This is a genomic window from Candidatus Eisenbacteria bacterium (genome assembly GCA_035712145.1).
Taxonomy (GTDB): Bacteria; Eisenbacteria; RBG-16-71-46; order RBG-16-71-46; family RBG-16-71-46; genus DASTBI01.
Genome location: DASTBI010000261.1, coordinates 1 through 15,308, shown reverse-complemented (window position 1 = coordinate 15,308; position 15,308 = coordinate 1). Strand labels below are relative to the sequence as shown.

Genomic DNA, 15,308 nt, shown 5'->3' with positions numbered 1-15,308 from the left:
TGCGCGGTCAAATTGCCGGCCATCGAGTTCACCGAGTCGGTGAGGTCCTTCCACGTGCCGGCGACGTCCTGCACGTCGGCCTGGCCGCCGAGCTTGCCTTCGGTGCCCACCTCGCGCGCCACGCGCGTCACCTCGGAGGCGAAGGAGCTGAGCTGATCGACCATGGTGTTGATCGTGTTCTTGAGCTCTAGAATTTCGCCGCGCACGTCCACCGTGATCTTGCGCGACAGGTCGCCGTTCGCCACGGCCGTGGTCACGTCTGCAATATTCCTCACCTGCGCGGTCAGATTGCCGGCCATCGAGTTCACCGAGTCGGTGAGGTCCTTCCAGGTGCCGGACACGCCTTCGACGCGCGCCTGGCCGCCGAGCTTGCCTTCGGTGCCCACTTCGCGCGCCACGCGCGTCACCTCGGCGGCGAAGCTGCGGAGCTGATCCACCATGGTGTTGATCGTGCTCTTGAGCTCGAGCACCTCGCCGCGCACGTCGACCGTGATCTTCTTGGACAGGTCGCCATTCGCCACCGCGGTCGTCACCTGGGCGATGTTGCGGACCTGCGCGGTGAGGTTGCCGGCCATCGAGTTCACGCTCTCGGTGAGGTCCTTCCAGATGCCGGCCACGCCTTTGACCCGCGCCTGCCCGCCGAGCTTGCCCTCGGTGCCGACCTCGCGCGCCACGCGCGTCACCTCGGCGGCGAAGGCTCCGAGCTGCTCCACCATGCGGTTGACCGTCCGGGCAGTGCGCATGAACTCGCCTTCGAGCGGACGATCGTCGATCTCGAGCGCCATGGTCTGCGACAGATCGCCCTTGGCCACGGCGCCGATCACGCGCGCCGCCTCGGCCGTGGGCTGGGCGAGATTGGTGACCAGGCTGTTCACGTTGGCCACGGCTTGGGACCAGGCGCCGGTCACCGGGCCGAGTGTCGCGCGCTCGTCGATCTTTCCGTTCTGACCGACGACGACGGCAACGCGGGCCAGCTCGGAAGTCAGCCGCTCGTTCATCTCGACGACTTCGTTGAAGGTGTCCGCGACCTTGCCAGGAAGGCCGGTCCAGTTTTCGGGAAGGCGCGCCGTGAAGTCGCCTTTCCGGACCGCCTTCAGGACGGTCAGTAACGTCGCAGCATCGAGTGTGGTGGGATCAGCAGCAGGGGTCGTCGGGGCCGTGGGGGCCGTCGCCATGGCAGAGCACTCCCAGACTTGGGTATGAGGAGCCGAAGTTGTGGGGAGGTCCGGGCGTGTCGGACGATGCCGACTAGTCTACGACTCGGCCGAGCCTTTGCAAGGGCGTGATTTAGAAGGTGTGGATAACCTTGTTTGCGAGGGTCCTGCCGAGTCTCCTGGGTACGCACCCCGATGTTGCGGGCATCCGCCCGCCACTGGCCCCAGGCTTTGGAACGCCTTGACCGCTGCCTGGACTACGCTCGAAGCATGAAGCAGGTGCTCGCCGCCATGCCCGCGTTCGACGCCGAAACAGGCGACCTCAACGTCATCATCGAGACCCCCAAGGGGAGCCGGACGAAGTACGCCTACGACCAGAGGACGGGCCTCTTCGAGATGCGCAAGCTCCTCCCCGCCGGCATGGCCTTCCCGTACGATTTCGGCTTCATCCCACAGACCCACGCCGAGGACGGGGATCCGCTGGACGTGCTGATCGTGAGCGATGGCGCCCTGTTCACCGGCTGCCGGGTCAAGGCTCGGCTCATCGGTGGATTCCGGGCGCAGCAGACGCCCAAAGGTAAGAAGAAGGCCCAGCGCAACGACCGGCTCTTCGCAGTGCCCGTCCTGCCGACGATCCCTCATCCGCCCGGCTCCATGAACGAGCTGGACGAGAAGCTGGTGGCCGATCTCGAGTCGTTCTTCGTCTCCTACAACGCGGTCGAAGGAAGGGTCTTCAAGGTGTTGCGGACGATGACCCGGAAGGAGGCCGAGACGCTCGTGAGGGAGTCTTCTGGGAATGGCGCTTCAGGAAGGCCGGGAAAGAAGAAGAGCCGTTAGGGGGGTACAACTGTCCTCGGGGACAGTTGGTCAGCACACAGACTGCACCGCAAGTCTGCACCGCATGCCTGCACCAGGTAATTTTTATACAACTGTCCTCGGGGACAGTTGGCTGGCAGTTTCTTTACAACTGTCCCCGGGGACAGTTGCCGGTGTCGAGCAACTCGCTCAGCCCGTCTTCCTCTGCGCGAACGCCAGGGCGAGACTCAGCCATCCCGCGATGTAGCAGATCCCGCCGATCGGCGTGACCGCGCCCCACTGCCGCACGCCGGTGAGCGCGAGCGCGTAGAGACTTCCCGGAAACAGGATCTGTCCCGCGACGAACAGCCAGCCGGCGACCGTCAGCGCACGGCGCTGCATGCGGTCGTGAGCGACCGCCACCAAGCCCAGGGCGAGCGCGTGGATGAGCTGGTAGCGGGCGCCGGTCTCGAAGATGTGCAGCAGCGCCGGAGGGAGTTGACCGCCGAGCGCGTGTGCGCCGAAGGCGCCGCTCGCGACGCCGAGGAATCCAGTCAGTCCTGCACCGAGACCGAACCAGGAGGAAGAGGGCATGGCGGGCTCAGGTTACGCTATCCTGGCTCGCTCACCTCCATCCCGGAGCCGCGCCATTCAGTACACGACTCTCGGCCGTACCGGTCTTGCCGTCTCGCGCCTGTGCCTGGGTTGCATGAGCTATGGGTTGCCGTCGTGGCGCCCATGGGTGCTCGACGAGGAGCGTGCCCAGCCCTTCTTCCAGCGCGCGATCGAGCTCGGCATCAACTTCTTCGATACGGCCGACATGTATTCGCTGGGTGTGAGCGAGGAGATCACCGGCCGGGCGCTGCGAAAGTACGGACGCCTCGACGAGATCGTGATCGCGACCAAGGTCTACTATCCGACGTCGGCCCCTACAGCGTCCTGGAATCCCGGCGGCCAGGGCTCACCGGATCCGCCCAATGCTTCCGGGCTTGGGCGCAAGCACGTGGTGCAGGCGTGTGAAGCGTCATTGAAGCGTCTCGGCGTGGAGACCATCGATCTGTACCAGCTCCATCGCGTCGATCCAGGCACACCGCTCGAGGAGACGCTGGAGGCGCTCGACCTGTTGGTCCGTCAGGGCAAGGTGCGCTACATCGGATGCAGCTCGACCTGGGCGTGGAAGCTGATGAAGGCGCTCGCCTACTCCGACGCCAAGGGGATCGCGCGGTTCGTCTCGATGCAGAACCACTACAACCTGGTGTATCGAGAGGAAGAGCGCGAGATGTTGCCGCTGTGCATCGAGCAGGGCGTGGGCGTGATCCCCTGGTCCCCGCTTGCGCGGGGCTTGCTGGCGCGCGCGAAGGACGGCGGCACGCCGCGGGCGAGCGGAGACGCGAAGCTCGCGGGACAGCTCTACGACCATCCCAGCGACTCGGCGGTCGTCGAGGCGAATCGGAAGCTTGCGGCCGCGCGCGGAGTCTCCCCCGCCGAGACCGCGCTCGCCTGGCTGCTCTCCCGGCCGGGTGTCGTCGCACCGATCATCGGCGCCACGAAGATGGAGCATCTCGAGGCCGCGGTGCGCGCGTTGGACCTCGGGCTCAGCGATGAGGAAGTGAAAACGCTCGAAGACCCCTATCAGCCGCACGCCGTTCGCGGCTGGATCCGAGCTTAGGCCTCCGCACCAGATCCGCGGCTAAGCCTCCGCGCGGGATCCGCGGCTAAGCCTCCGCACGGGCTCTGCGGCTAGGCGCCCGCGCGGGATCCGCGGCTAGGCCTCCGCACGGATACGCGGCTAGGCGCCCGCGCGGCTCCCGCGCCGCAGCCCGACCAGGCTGGCGACGGTCGCAATCAGCTCCGCGGGCTCCACGGGCTTCGCGATGTGCACGTGATACCCCGCCTGCAGCGCACGGGTGCGCTCTTCCGATCGCGCGAACGCGGTGAGCGCGATGGCGGGAGTGGCTCGAACCGTATCGCTCTCGCTCTTCCGCACCCGCCGGATCAGCTCGTAGCCGTCGGTGCCGGGAAGCCCGATGTCGCTCAGGAGGATGTCGGGCGGCTTTTGGTTCACGGCCTCGAGAGCTTCGCTCGCATGACCCGCGGTGGTGACGAGCGCGCCGTGTGTTTCGAGCATCCGGCGCAGCAGGTCCCGCGTGTCCGGTTCGTCTTCGACGATCAGCACCTGGACGTTCTTGAGCCGCTGCTCTTCCAGCGGCAGCGTTCCAGATGAATCCTGCGACGTGTCACTCCTGATGCCGGGGGCCGAGTGCGGGAGCACGATGGAGAAGGTCGCGCCCTGGCCCTCGCCCTCGCTCCAGGCGCTCACCGTGCCGCCATGAAGCTCGACCAGGTGGCGCACGATCGACAGGCCGAGACCCAGCCCCCCATGGCGCCGCGTGGTAGGCCCATCCTGCTGATAGAAGCGATCGAATATGCGGCCGCGCAGCTCGGGCTTGATGCCGACGCCGGTGTCCCTGATCTTGATCTCGACGCTCTGCTCCACGTGCTTCATCTCGACGTCGATGCGGCCGCCACCTGGCGTGAACTTGATCGCGTTCGACAGCAGGTTCCACACCACCTGCTGCAGGCGCGCCGGGTCGCCGACGCTCAGCCCGGCCCCAGGGGCACGGTCGAGCTCGGCGTGCAGCTCGACCCCTTTCTCCTTGGCCATCTGCGCGACCGTCTCCATCGCGGCCTCGATGACATCCACCAGGTCGACGCTCTGAACCTCGAGAAGGAGCTTGCCGGAGACGATCCGGCTCACGTCGAGCAGGTCGGAGATGAGCTGTGCCTGGACCCGCGCGTTGCGTCCGATCACTTCGAGCCCGCGCTGGGTCGCGGCCGGATCGGACGGCGCCGCGAGCAGCAGCTGGGTCCAGCCGACGATGGCGTTGAGCGGCGTGCGCAGCTCGTGCGAGACCATCGCCATGAAGTCGTCCTTCACGCGAGTCGCGCGCTCCGCCTCGGCGCGGGCGAGCCGCTCGGACTCGAGAAGGCGCTCGCGCTCGGTGGCCGTCTGATGCCGCTCCTGGTCGGCCCGGCGCCGTTCGGTGACGTCGCGGAACACCAGCACCGCGCCGACGATGCGGCCCTCACGATTCCGGATGGGCGCCGCGCTATCGTCGATCGGCCATTCCTTGCCTCCACGCGAGATGAGCACGGTGTGGTTGGCGAGACCCACGATGACGCCGTTGTCGAGCACCTGCTTGACCGGGTTCTCCACCGGTTGCCGCGTCCGCTCGTTGAGGACATGGAATACCTCTTCACAGTCCCGTCCGACGGCGTCCTTCACCGACCAGCCGGTCAGGTGCTCGGCCACGGGGTTCATGAACTGGATGTGGCAGTGCACGTCCGTGGCGATGACGCCGTCCCCGATGCTCTCGAGTGTCCGCTCGAAGCGCTCTCGCTCGTCGGCCAGCGCTTCCTCGGCACGCCGCTCTTCGGTCATGTCGCTGAACACCAGCACCACGCCCAGGATGGCGCCGGACTCGTCGCGGATCGGGGCGGCGCTGTCGGCGATCGGATACTCCGCGCCATCCCTGCTGACGAGCACCGTGTGATTGGCCATTCCCACGACAGTGCCGCGGCGCATCACCAATGCCACGGGATCCGGCACCGGCTTGCGCGTCTGCTCGTTGATGATGTGGAAGACTTCGGACAGAGGCTTTCCCTGGGCGAGCGCCTTGCTCCAGCCGGTCAGGCGCTCGGCCGGGCCGTTGAGGAACGTGATCCGACCGTCAGGATTGGTCGCGATCACGGCGTCGCCGATGCTGGCGAGCGTGACGCGGAACCACTCCTGCTGCGCGGCCAGCGCCCGTTCCGCGCGCCGCACCTCGGTGACGTCGCGGGCAGTCTTGGAGATGCCGATGATCTGGCCGTTTGGAGCCCGCACCGGCGAGATGGTCAGTGAGACGTCGATCCGCCGTCCATCCTTGGTGACGCGCACCGTGTCGAAATGCTCGATCGTCTCCCCTTTTCGCATGCGCGCCAGGATTTCCTCCTCCTGGTAGTGGAGCTCGGGAGGAATCAACATCGTCACCGATTTGCCGAGCAGCTCCGACTGCGTATATCCGAACATCTTCTCGCAGGCTGGATTGCACGAGCGGATGAAGCCGTTCAGATCCTTGGCCACGATCGCGTCGTTCGAGGAGTGAATGATCGCCGCCAGGTAGCCGTTCACGCGCTCCTGCTCGTTGCGTTGCCCGCGGGCGGCACGCGCCAGGAACACCATGCCGGTGCAGGCCACCGCGAAGGGCAACAGCGAAGGCAGCGCCAGGGGTTCGTTCCGCGACCACAGATAGGCGAGCGTCACCGCTCCCGACAGCACCGAGGCGAACACGGCCGGGCCCACGCCCCAGTACCAGGCGCAGATCAGGATCGGCAGGTAGAAGAAGGCGTACGGGGCGACACTCTGGAGGAAGGGCTCGAGGGGCCAGCGGATCACCAGCGCCAGCGCCACCAGGCTCGCTGCCGCCAGATATCGGAACCAGGACGGACGCCTGGCCAGTGGATCCTCGGGGGGGAAGCTCATCGCGTCACCGAGTATAGGGTGCAGGCGTATCGAAATTGGAGCAGGGGTGTGAACTGTCCTCGGGGACAGTTGGCAGCTCGGATAGGCGACTCGAACTGTCCTCGGGGACAGTTCTTGAAGATTCCGTGACGCCCCACGGCCACGTTAGGTAGAGCGGCGGACCTCCCCGCGTGGTTTACGGCCTGGAAGACCGGTCCCGAACGGTGGGAACGGGCCTGCTAGACTGGCCCCATGTCTGACCACTCCAAGCGCGTCTACGACTCCATCGTCGAGCTGCTCTCCAGCGTGGAGAATCCCACGCCGCTGGTGAAGATTCGCCGACTCAGTCCCTACCGGCATACCACCGTCTACGCGAAGCTCGAGTGGTACAACCCCTTCGGCGCGGTGAAGGACAGGATCGCCGCACAGCTCCTGCACGACGCCGAGGCGCGCGGCGTGAAGCTCGAGCACCTGGTGGAGCCGACTTCCGGCAACACGGGCATGGCGCTGGCGATGCTCGCCAACGCGCGGGAGCTCGACTTCACCGCGACGCTCTCGATGGCCATTCCCGAAGAGAAGCGCGCCGCGTTGCGCGCCTTCGGCGCGAAGCTGGTGGAGCTGTCCGACGATCTCTGTCCGATGCCCGGCGCGCCCGAAGGCGCGATGGAGAAAGCCAACGAGCTGGCCCAGCAGCCTGGATGGCACCAGCTCAACCAGTACAAGAACCCCGCGAACCCCGAAGCCCACTTCCGAACCACGGGCCCCGAGATCTGGCGGCAGACCGAAGGAAAGATCACGCACTTCGTGGCCGGCCTTGGAACGTGCGGCACGATCACCGGCACCGGCCGATTCCTGAAGTCACAGAACCCCGCGGTCAAGGTGCTCGGTGTTCATCCCAGCGAAGGCCACGACATCCCTGGCGTTCGGAGCCGTCGAGCGCTCAAGCTCACCGACTTCTTCCTGCCCCAGGAGTACGACGGCGTGCTCGAGATCGGCAACGACGAGGCGTACCAGATGTGCAAGCGCCTCAATCAGGAAGAGAGCCTGATCGCGGGTCCGAGCAGCGGCATGGCGCTCTCCGGCGCCTTCGAGATGGTGCCCGACGAGCCCGGTGCTCTATGCGTCGTGATGTTCCCCGACAGCGTGTTCAAGTACATCTCGTCGCTTCGGAAGCACTTGCCTGAACTGTTCCCGGCGGCCGCGGCGCAGCCGGCGGCCACACCCGAGCCGAGCGTGGACGAGGTCACACCGGCCGAGGCCATCCAGATGATTCGCGCCGGCGCCGCCCTGGTCGACGTGCGCACGCCGGCTGAGTTCATCGAAGGCCACGTCGAGGACTCGGTCAACATCCCGGTCCAGTCGCTCGAGGCGGGACCGGTGCAAGGGCTGCCGGCCGACAAGCACGCCCCGATCGTGACCGTGTGCGCGACAGGCCGGCGATCGCTGGCGGCCGTCCAGGCGCTGAAGGCTCAGGGCTTCACCAACGTGAGCAGTGTGCGCGGTGGCCTGCGGGACTGGGCCGCCGAAGTCGCGCGCAGATAGCCGGCCGAGGCTTCACCTCGTCCGATATCGAGCATGTTCGCGAGCGTCAGCGCGTCGAAAGGCGCGTGGACCTTGGCGTCGTTGTCGAAGTAGACGTAGACGTCACGCGGGCTCGCTCGAGACGTCCGTTCCTCGATCTTGACCGGATCGTCGGGCTCTCCTCCTTCCGACCATGCCCGGATGCGCTCCGACCAGATGGCCAGCTGGCCCTTGCTGTAACCGCCGACGTAGATCTGTCCTCTTCCGTGGAGGCGGATGTAGATGAAGTCCGCCGTGATGTCCTCGGCGTACGGGAACGTATCGGCGGTGTCGGCGAACACCAGGGCGACATCGTGACGGCGGAGCAAGCCCAGCAGACGCGGTGAGAACCAGCTGGGATGGCGCGGCTCGATGGCATAGCGGAGCGGCAGGTCCTGCGCGGCATGAGTGAAGGCGCGGCCCGGGAGGCGTTCGTCGTGACGCCGGGCGAGGCGCGCGGCCTCGCGCGTGGTGCGCGGCAGGAGATCGAGGAAGGCTTCGAGGCGCTCCAGGTCCAGGGGCCACCGCGGACCGAACTGCCAGAGTATCGGACCGAGCTTGTCGTTCAGGACCAGTGGCCCGGAGGCGAAGAAGTTGGCCAGCGGCGTCTCGATCTCACGCAGCTTCTTCATGTGCGTGATGAAACGTGATCCTTTGATCGCGAAGAGGAAGCCCGGCGGGGTGGCGTCGTACCAGCGCTGGAAGTACTCAGGGCGCTGGAGACTGTAGAAAGTGCCGTTGATCTCGACCGAGTTGAGCTGCCGGCTCGCGTACTCCAGCTCGCGGCGCTGGGCGAGCCCCTTGGGGTAGAAGACGCCGCGCCAGGACGGGTAGTTCCAGCCGGAGATGCCGATGCGAAGGGGGGACTTCTGGCGGCCGCGGCGAGTCCTCATGAGACCCGCCATCAGCAATGATCGGGCCTCGGCACAGACCTGTGCAGGTCGCGTCTCCGCGGGCCGATGACCCGAGGATGCGACTCCTGTCCAGGACGGTGTTGCTGAGCTTCATCGCGCTCGGCGTCGGGTCGTTCCAGGCCAGGTCGCAAGAGCGCCCTGATCGCGAGCTCATCGCCTGGGCCACCCTCGAGGTGACCCCCTCCCAACCCGCCAAGCTCCGCCTCATGGCCAAGTCCGCCGATCCGGCCATCACCGCGGCGCTGGAACAAATCTCCGGCCGTCCACCCGAGATCACCGACTACGCCACCGACTGGGTCCAATGGAGCACGGAACTCCCCGCGCCGGCCCGCGAACAGCTCATCCTTCGACAGTCCATCCCGCTCAAGCCGCTGATGGTGCTGCTCCAGTCCCGTGGTGAGCCGAGCCTCAGCCTGATGATCCAGCATCCCGAAGCCGCCTTCGTCCACCTGCGCGGCGCACGCTCTTTCTCGCTCCAGAGAGGCACGCTCTCGGCCTCGGTTCCGACCACGCGAAGAGTGGCGCTGCTCCTCCAGGTCGGCTGGAGGCCCGGCGACGTCGCAAAGGCCGCCGGCTGGCTGATCGTCGCGCTGCTGCTGCCGATCCTCGCCGGACTGGTCGTGCTCCAGCGCTCGCGCGATCGCGACCAGAGCCCGAACGAGTGGTTCAAGCGCTCGCAGGCGCTTCAGATCATCACGATGGCGGGCTGGGTCCTGTGGATGATCGCGGTGGAAGCCACGCACATCGCCGGCCTCGTCGAGTTCGCCTTTCCCGGCGAGAGCTGGGCGCGGATGACGGGGCTGGTGTGGCTGCTGGGCTTCCTCCCAGTCGCGCTGACCCTCATGGGGTTCATGCGGCGGATCGCGCGCCGCCTTCGCGGCCATGACCCGCTGCCCCAGGAAGCGGGTGGGCTCCTGGGCTCTCTGCGGCTCGTGACGCCGCTCCTCCTGCTCGTCACCGCGGCGACGACCATGATCGGAGGCAACTTTCGCGTGGGCGTGTTCTCGCTGCTGGGCGCCCTCGCATTCCTCGTGCTATGGCCCGCTCGCGGGCCGACCGGCACCAAGCCGCAGTCGCTTTCGAGCGGCGCGCTGCGCGACCGGCTCTTCGACCTGGCGAACCGCGCGGGCGTCAAGCTGCGCGAGCTCTACATCGTGCCGATGCGCCGCCAGCGCCTGGCGAACGCCTTCGCGGTCAACGGCGGCGTGGTCATGGTGGGGGACGAGCTGCTCGACCGCATGTCGCGGCGCGAGGTCGACGCGGTGCTGGCGCACGAGATCACCCACCTCGAGCACCATCATCCTCTCAAGGCGCTGCTGGCGTCCGTCGTCGTCGTGGTGACGTTCTCGATGGTGGCGACGGCCTACAGCATCCCGTTCGGCCTCCCGGTCGGGATCGCGTGCAGCTGGCCGATCTTCCTGTTCCTCTCGCGGCGCTTCGAGTTCGCGGCCGATGCAGGCGCCGCGGCGCTCACGAGCGACCCGGAAGCGGCGGTGGCCTGCCTGGGGCATCTGTCTCGTCTCAACGACACGCCGCTCACCTGGAGCCGGAGCTGGGCGTGGCTGGTCACGCATCCGACCACCGAGTCACGCGGCCTGGCGATCGGGCGCCGCGCCGGACTCGCCTCGCAGCGAGTCGCCGATCTGCTGGCGAACGGGCTTCCGGACGGCGAGCGCTACGGCCATCGGGAGCGCCCGGGCGAGGAGGAGCGCGTGTACTCGACCGCATGGAAGACCGCGATCCAGGGCCGGCTCGGGCTCGGCTCCCTGGCCGCGGGCGTCGCGGCTCCGGCGGTGACGCTGGCGGTGGCGATGGCGTTCGGCGAGACCGTGCCGCCGGCGCTCGTGATCCTGGCGGGGACGGTGCTGGCATTTGGCGCGATGCTCCTGATTCACGATCGCTTCGCGGCCAGGATCGTGGCCGACCTCGAGGCGCCGCTGCGCCGCCGGCTCGCGGAGCCACCGGGCTCCACGACGACGGGACCCGCGCAGGAGATCTTCGTCGCGCTCTCCCCCGGCGATCGTCCGCGCATCTACGAAGGCTTCCTCGACTGGGATCTGGGCCTCCTCACGATCGACCCCAATGCTCTCCATTACCGAGGCGAGCAGATCGCTCTGAAGCTGCCGCGTCAGGCGGTGCGCGCCATCGAAGTGGGAAACATCGCGCCGGGTTGGATCCCCGCGCCGCGGGTGGTCGTGCGCTGGATGGGACCCCACGGCGAGGAGTCGCTGTCGCTGCGTGACGCGAGCCCGCGCACGGTGAGCGGGATCGGTCCAAGCTCCCGCGATCTGGCCGCCAAGCTCGCGGCCTGGCATCGCGCGGTCGAAGTCCCGGGCGCTCATGACGACCCCGCGGATGCGCCAACGATTGGCTCCGTGACCGGCCGGACGCTGGCCGAGGTCTTCTCGGCTCACGACCTTCCGGTCCTGGTCGCTTTCCTCGCCGTCCTGGCGTCGGCCTTCAGCTTCACCTTTGGCTTCGACTTCTGGCTCGGAGCGCAGCTCTTCGCCGCGGCGTTCATCGGCGTGTTGGCGCTGCGCTGGCCGGCGATGGCGTCGCGCGAGCCATCCGGCTCGAAGGCGAAGACGTCCGAGCCGGAGCGTCGCGCGGCTTAGCGCTTCCCCGCGGCGGCCTTCGCGATCCGCGCCGCGATCCGCTCGTCCGCGCTCGCCCAGCCGGCGTCGAATGGGTGGCCGGGCTCGTCCAGGTCGATCACCAATGGCGCGTGATCGGAGGGGATCGGTTTTCCCTTGCGCGCCTCGCGATCGATCTCGGCCCACACCACGCGGCCCGCGACCGGCTGCGTCGCCAGCAGGTGATCGATGCGCATGCCGCAGTTCTTGTGGAAGTCCCCGGCGCGATAGTCCCACCAGGTGTAGCGGCCGGGCTCCTGGTGATGGACGCGGTACGAATCGATCAGCCCCCACTCGAGCAACCGCGCGAAGGCCGCCCGTTCGCGACTGGAGACGTGCGTGCCTCCGTGCGCGCGTTTGGCGTCCCACACGTCGAGATCCGCAGGCGCCACGTTGAAGTCCCCGCCCAGGACCAGCGGCTCGGAAGGGCTCGTGGTCTCGGCCAGCCAGCGCGCGAGCCGCTCGTACCATTCGAGCTTGGCCTCGTAGAACGGCGAGCCGACGACGCGGCCGTTGGGCGCATAGAGCGACACGACGCGCACGCCGGCGCAGATCGCGGAGACCATTCGCGCTTCGGCGAGAGGCTGGTCATCGCCCACCTCGGGGGTCGGGTCCAGCCGCATCGGCTCGCCGAAGTTCGCGACGACGTCCGCAACGCCGGCCCGGCTCGCGATCGCGACGCCGTTCCAGGTCTTCTGGCCGTGATGGATCAGCTCGTAGCCGAGGTCCCGGAACGTCGCCACCGGCGCGTCCTCGTCGGCCAGCTTGGTCTCCTGCATCAGCAGCACGTCGGGGCGGGCGCGGTCCAGCCACCACGTGACTTTCTCGATCCGCGCCTTCAGCGAGTTGACGTTCCAGGTGGCGATCCGCATGGAACGAAGATTACCAGCGAACGCGAAAGGGGCGAGTGCCGTGGCAACTTTTTCCTCTCCCTGGGGAGAGCAAGGAATTACATTCCGCCTGGAAGTGACCGACCCCCCCCCGAGTCGAGCAACCAGGAGCCGCTCCCTTGCCTGTCCTGGCCGGCCAGTCTCTCCTCCATTACCGCCTCGTCGACAAGATCGGCGCGGGCGGCATGGGCGAGGTGTGGCGCGCCGTCGATACGCGGCTCGGCCGCGAAGTCGCCGTGAAGGTCGTCACCGACCGCCTGGCGACCGACGCCTCCGCGCTGGCGCGTTTCGAGCGCGAGGCGCGCGCGGTGGCTGCGCTCTCCCATCCCAACATCCTGGCGCTGTACGACGTGGGCCGGGAAGACGGCGTCTCCTACGTGGTCACCGAGCTGCTGCGGGGCGCGACGCTCCGCGAGCGGCTGGCGAAGGGGCCGCTGGCGCGGCGCGAGGCGCTGGAGGCGGCGGTCCAGATCGTGAAGGGACTGGCCGCGGCGCACGCGCGCGCGCTCGTCCACCGCGACCTCAAGCCGGAGAACGTGTTCGTCACCGACGACGGCGTGGTGAAGATCCTGGATTTCGGCCTCGCCCGTTTCGAGCCCCGCGCGGGCGAAGGCGACGACACCGTCTCGATCGCCGTCACCGCCACCGTTCTGGGCGAGGTCATGGGCACTCCGGGCTACATGTCCCCCGAGCAGGTCCGAGGTCAGGCGGCGGACGCGCGCTCGGATCTCTTCGCCTTCGGAGCGATGCTGTACGAGATGCTGAGCGGGCAGCGCGCGTTCACGGGTCAGACCGCGGTCGACGCCCTGAGCGCGGTGCTGCAGCACGAGCCTCCAGCGCTCCAGGAGCCGCGGCTCGACACGATCGTGAAGAAGTGCCTGATGAAGCATTGCGACCAGCGCTATGCATCGGCGAGCGAGCTGGCGCAGGCGCTCCAGGCCGCGCTCGAGGCGTCCGCGGCGGGTGAACCGCCGGCGATCGCGGTGCTGCCGTTCGTCGACATGAGCCAGGGCAAGGACCAGGAATACTTCTGTGAAGGGATGACCGAGGAGATCATCACGGCGCTCTCGGTGATCCCGGGCCTGCATGTCGTCGCGCGAACCTCGACCTACGAGTTCAAAGGGGCGAACCAGGACGTGCGCCGCATCGGGCGGACGCTCGGCGTCAACAAGCTGGTCGAGGGCAGCGTGCGCACCGCGGGCGAGAAGCTGCGAGTCACCGCTCAGCTCATCAACGTGGACGATGGCTACCGCGTGTGGTCGGAGCGCTACGACCGCCAGATGGAGGACGTGTTCGCGATCCAGGACGAGATCGCCCGCTCGGTGGTCGCCGCCCTGGCGGGACAGCTCGGCACCCGGTTCACGACGGTTTCGGCGCGCAAGCACACCGACGACCTCGAGGCCTACCACCTCTATCTCAAGGGCCGGCACGTTCGCTACCGCGAGCGCAACTTCGAGGCGGCGCTGCGGCTCTTCGAGGAAGCCGCGAGTCGCGACCCGCACTACGCGCTGGCCCGGCTCGGGATCGCCGAGGCCTGCGTCCTCCTCGGAACCGGCGTGCAGAGACCTCGTGTGGGCCTGATTCGCGCTGAGACCGAGCTCGAGCACGCGCAGGCGCTGGGCGAGGAGACGGCGGAGCTGCGCGCCGTCGAATGCGCGGTGTGCATGGCGCAATGGAACTTCGCCAAGGCGGTGGCCGCGGGCCGTCGGGCCACCGAGCTGGATCCGAATTTCATGTTCGGATGGACGTGGCTGAGCCTGACGCTGAGCGGGATGGGTCGTTTCGACGAGGCGCACGCGATGGCGCAGAACGCGGTGCCGGCCGATCCGCTGTCGCCGATGGCCTGGACCATCGCGGGCTGGGCCCTCAGTGCGGGAAGACGATTCGCCGAGTCGGAGACGTCGCTGCGCCACGCGCTCGAGCTGAATCCGACGCACGGGCTCGCGCTGTGGCAGCTGGGCATCGTGCTCGCCGGCCAGGGGCGCCACGAAGAGGCGCTCGCGGTGCTCGAGGATGCGCGCGACGGAGAGCCCCACCGGGGCAGCCTGATCCTCGGCATCCTGGCATGGACCGAAGCCATCTCGGGACGGAAGGACAAGGCGCGGCAGCACCTCGACGAGCTCGAGGAGCGCAAGAAGTTCCGCTACGTCCCGGGCTACATCATGGCGTGGGGGCTGGCCGCGCTCGGCGAGATCGAGCGAGCATTGGACGAATACGAGCGCTCGGTCGAGGAACGCGATGTGTTCCTGATGTATGCGCTGTGGCCGGGCAACGATCCGCTACGCGGCGAGCCACGCTTCCAGGCGGGCCTCCGTCGGCTGGGCCTCGACTGGGCAGTGGACTACCGTCCTTCGTGAAGCGTCGGTCACAGCGGCTCATCCGCGGCGACGAGGCTTGTGACAGAAAGGACCCGCCATGACTCCCCGGCCTGCTGGCCCGCTCTGTAGTGTGTTGCTCGTCATGGGAGCCTGGTGCGGCTCTGCAAGCGCGCAGGGCACCGGGCGCTCGATGGACCTCGATCCCTCGCCCCGCGCCTCCGGGATGGGCGGAGCGTCCAACGCCGTGTTCTGGGACGAAGTCACGAATCACTGGAGCAATCCCGCCCTGCTCGGATACCAGCGCGGTCTCAGCTACGAGTACGGCAAGACGCAGCTCGTTCCAGGCCTGGCGGCCGACGTCCACTTCACGACCAACGTGGTCAAGCTGGGTGGAGGCGGGGTGGGCCTGGCGTTCTCGGGGAAGCCCTTCGGCCTCGGCGGACTTCATCTCAGCTATGGCGAGAGTCAGGGCACGGACCCAAGCGGAAATCCCACCGGTACGTACGAAGCATTCGAGCAGATCGACTCCTGGAGTTTCGG

At 67.8% G+C, this 15,308-nt stretch carries 11 protein-coding genes; 6 read left to right on the top strand and 5 right to left on the bottom strand.

What is annotated here, in order from left to right; translation table 11 throughout:
- The coding region (locus VFQ05_18400; protein HET9328741.1) for a HAMP domain-containing protein at positions 1-1,175 on the bottom strand (1,175 nt) is incomplete at its 3' end.
- Between the two features lie 249 nt (positions 1,176-1,424).
- Between VFQ05_18400 and VFQ05_18395 the strand changes: the two genes are divergently transcribed.
- Complete coding sequence (locus VFQ05_18395) at positions 1,425-1,991, top strand: inorganic diphosphatase (GenBank protein HET9328740.1); 567 nt, start codon at positions 1,425-1,427, stop codon at positions 1,989-1,991.
- A 168-nt stretch (positions 1,992-2,159) separates the two neighbouring features.
- Here the strand turns inward: VFQ05_18395 and VFQ05_18390 are convergent, their stop codons facing one another.
- Positions 2,160-2,543, bottom strand: a complete 384-nt coding sequence (locus tag VFQ05_18390; protein ID HET9328739.1) for a DUF423 domain-containing protein — start codon at positions 2,541-2,543, stop codon at positions 2,160-2,162.
- 55 nt (positions 2,544-2,598) lie between these two features.
- On the opposite strand from VFQ05_18390, the gene VFQ05_18385 reads away from it, so the two are divergent.
- A complete protein-coding gene (locus VFQ05_18385) occupies positions 2,599-3,618 on the top strand; it encodes an aldo/keto reductase (protein HET9328738.1) in 1,020 nt (339 codons plus the stop codon).
- A gap of 120 nt (positions 3,619-3,738) precedes the next feature.
- Here VFQ05_18385 and VFQ05_18380 read toward each other — a convergent pair whose 3' ends face one another.
- A complete protein-coding gene (locus tag VFQ05_18380; GenBank protein ID HET9328737.1) occupies positions 3,739-6,474 on the bottom strand; it encodes a PAS domain S-box protein in 2,736 nt (911 codons plus the stop codon).
- A 231-nt stretch (positions 6,475-6,705) separates the two neighbouring features.
- Here VFQ05_18380 and VFQ05_18375 point away from each other — a divergent pair, with 231 nt between their 5' ends.
- A complete protein-coding gene (locus tag VFQ05_18375) occupies positions 6,706-7,995 on the top strand; it encodes a pyridoxal-phosphate dependent enzyme (GenBank protein ID HET9328736.1) in 1,290 nt (429 codons plus the stop codon).
- Here VFQ05_18375 and VFQ05_18370 read toward each other — a convergent pair.
- Positions 7,923-8,906, bottom strand: coding sequence for a DUF72 domain-containing protein (locus VFQ05_18370; GenBank protein HET9328735.1), 984 nt, complete (start codon positions 8,904-8,906; stop codon positions 7,923-7,925). The two genes, VFQ05_18375 and VFQ05_18370, sit on opposite strands and share 73 nt — an antisense overlap.
- Positions 8,907-8,983: 77 nt before the next feature.
- Here VFQ05_18370 and VFQ05_18365 point away from each other — a divergent pair, with 77 nt between their 5' ends.
- Positions 8,984-11,542 (top strand): M48 family metalloprotease, encoded by a 2,559-nt coding sequence (locus VFQ05_18365; protein HET9328734.1) that lies wholly within the window; start codon positions 8,984-8,986, stop codon positions 11,540-11,542.
- Here the strand turns inward: VFQ05_18365 and VFQ05_18360 are convergent.
- Entirely contained in the window at positions 11,539-12,432 is an 894-nt protein-coding gene (locus tag VFQ05_18360) for an exodeoxyribonuclease III (protein ID HET9328733.1), read from the bottom strand. The genes VFQ05_18365 and VFQ05_18360 overlap by 4 nt on opposite strands.
- Before the next feature lie 137 nt (positions 12,433-12,569).
- Between VFQ05_18360 and VFQ05_18355 the strand changes: the two genes are divergently transcribed.
- Together VFQ05_18355 and VFQ05_18350 are read left to right on the top strand one after the other, a co-directional pair.
- On the top strand, positions 12,570-14,807 hold the full coding sequence (locus VFQ05_18355) for a protein kinase (GenBank protein HET9328732.1): 2,238 nt from the start codon (positions 12,570-12,572) through the stop codon (positions 14,805-14,807).
- A gap of 58 nt (positions 14,808-14,865) precedes the next feature.
- Positions 14,866-15,308, top strand: a 443-nt coding sequence (locus tag VFQ05_18350) for a hypothetical protein (GenBank protein ID HET9328731.1), incomplete at its 3' end; no start/stop codon positions are given.

Excerpts from the sequence above, each read along its gene's own strand:
- VFQ05_18360 (HET9328733.1), bottom strand. The coding sequence starts at position 12,432 with ATGCGGATCGCCACCTGGAACGTCAACTCGCTGAAGGCGCGGATCGAG.
- VFQ05_18380 (HET9328737.1), bottom strand. The coding sequence starts at position 6,474 with ATGAGCTTCCCCCCCGAGGATCCACTGGCCAGGCGTCCGTCCTGGTTC.
- VFQ05_18390 (HET9328739.1), bottom strand. The coding sequence starts at position 2,543 with ATGCCCTCTTCCTCCTGGTTCGGTCTCGGTGCAGGACTGACTGGATTC.
- VFQ05_18365 (HET9328734.1), top strand. The coding sequence starts at position 8,984 with ATGCGACTCCTGTCCAGGACGGTGTTGCTGAGCTTCATCGCGCTCGGC.
- VFQ05_18370 (HET9328735.1), bottom strand. The coding sequence starts at position 8,906 with ATGAGGACTCGCCGCGGCCGCCAGAAGTCCCCCCTTCGCATCGGCATC.
- VFQ05_18375 (HET9328736.1), top strand. The coding sequence starts at position 6,706 with ATGTCTGACCACTCCAAGCGCGTCTACGACTCCATCGTCGAGCTGCTC.
- VFQ05_18395 (HET9328740.1), top strand. The coding sequence starts at position 1,425 with ATGAAGCAGGTGCTCGCCGCCATGCCCGCGTTCGACGCCGAAACAGGC.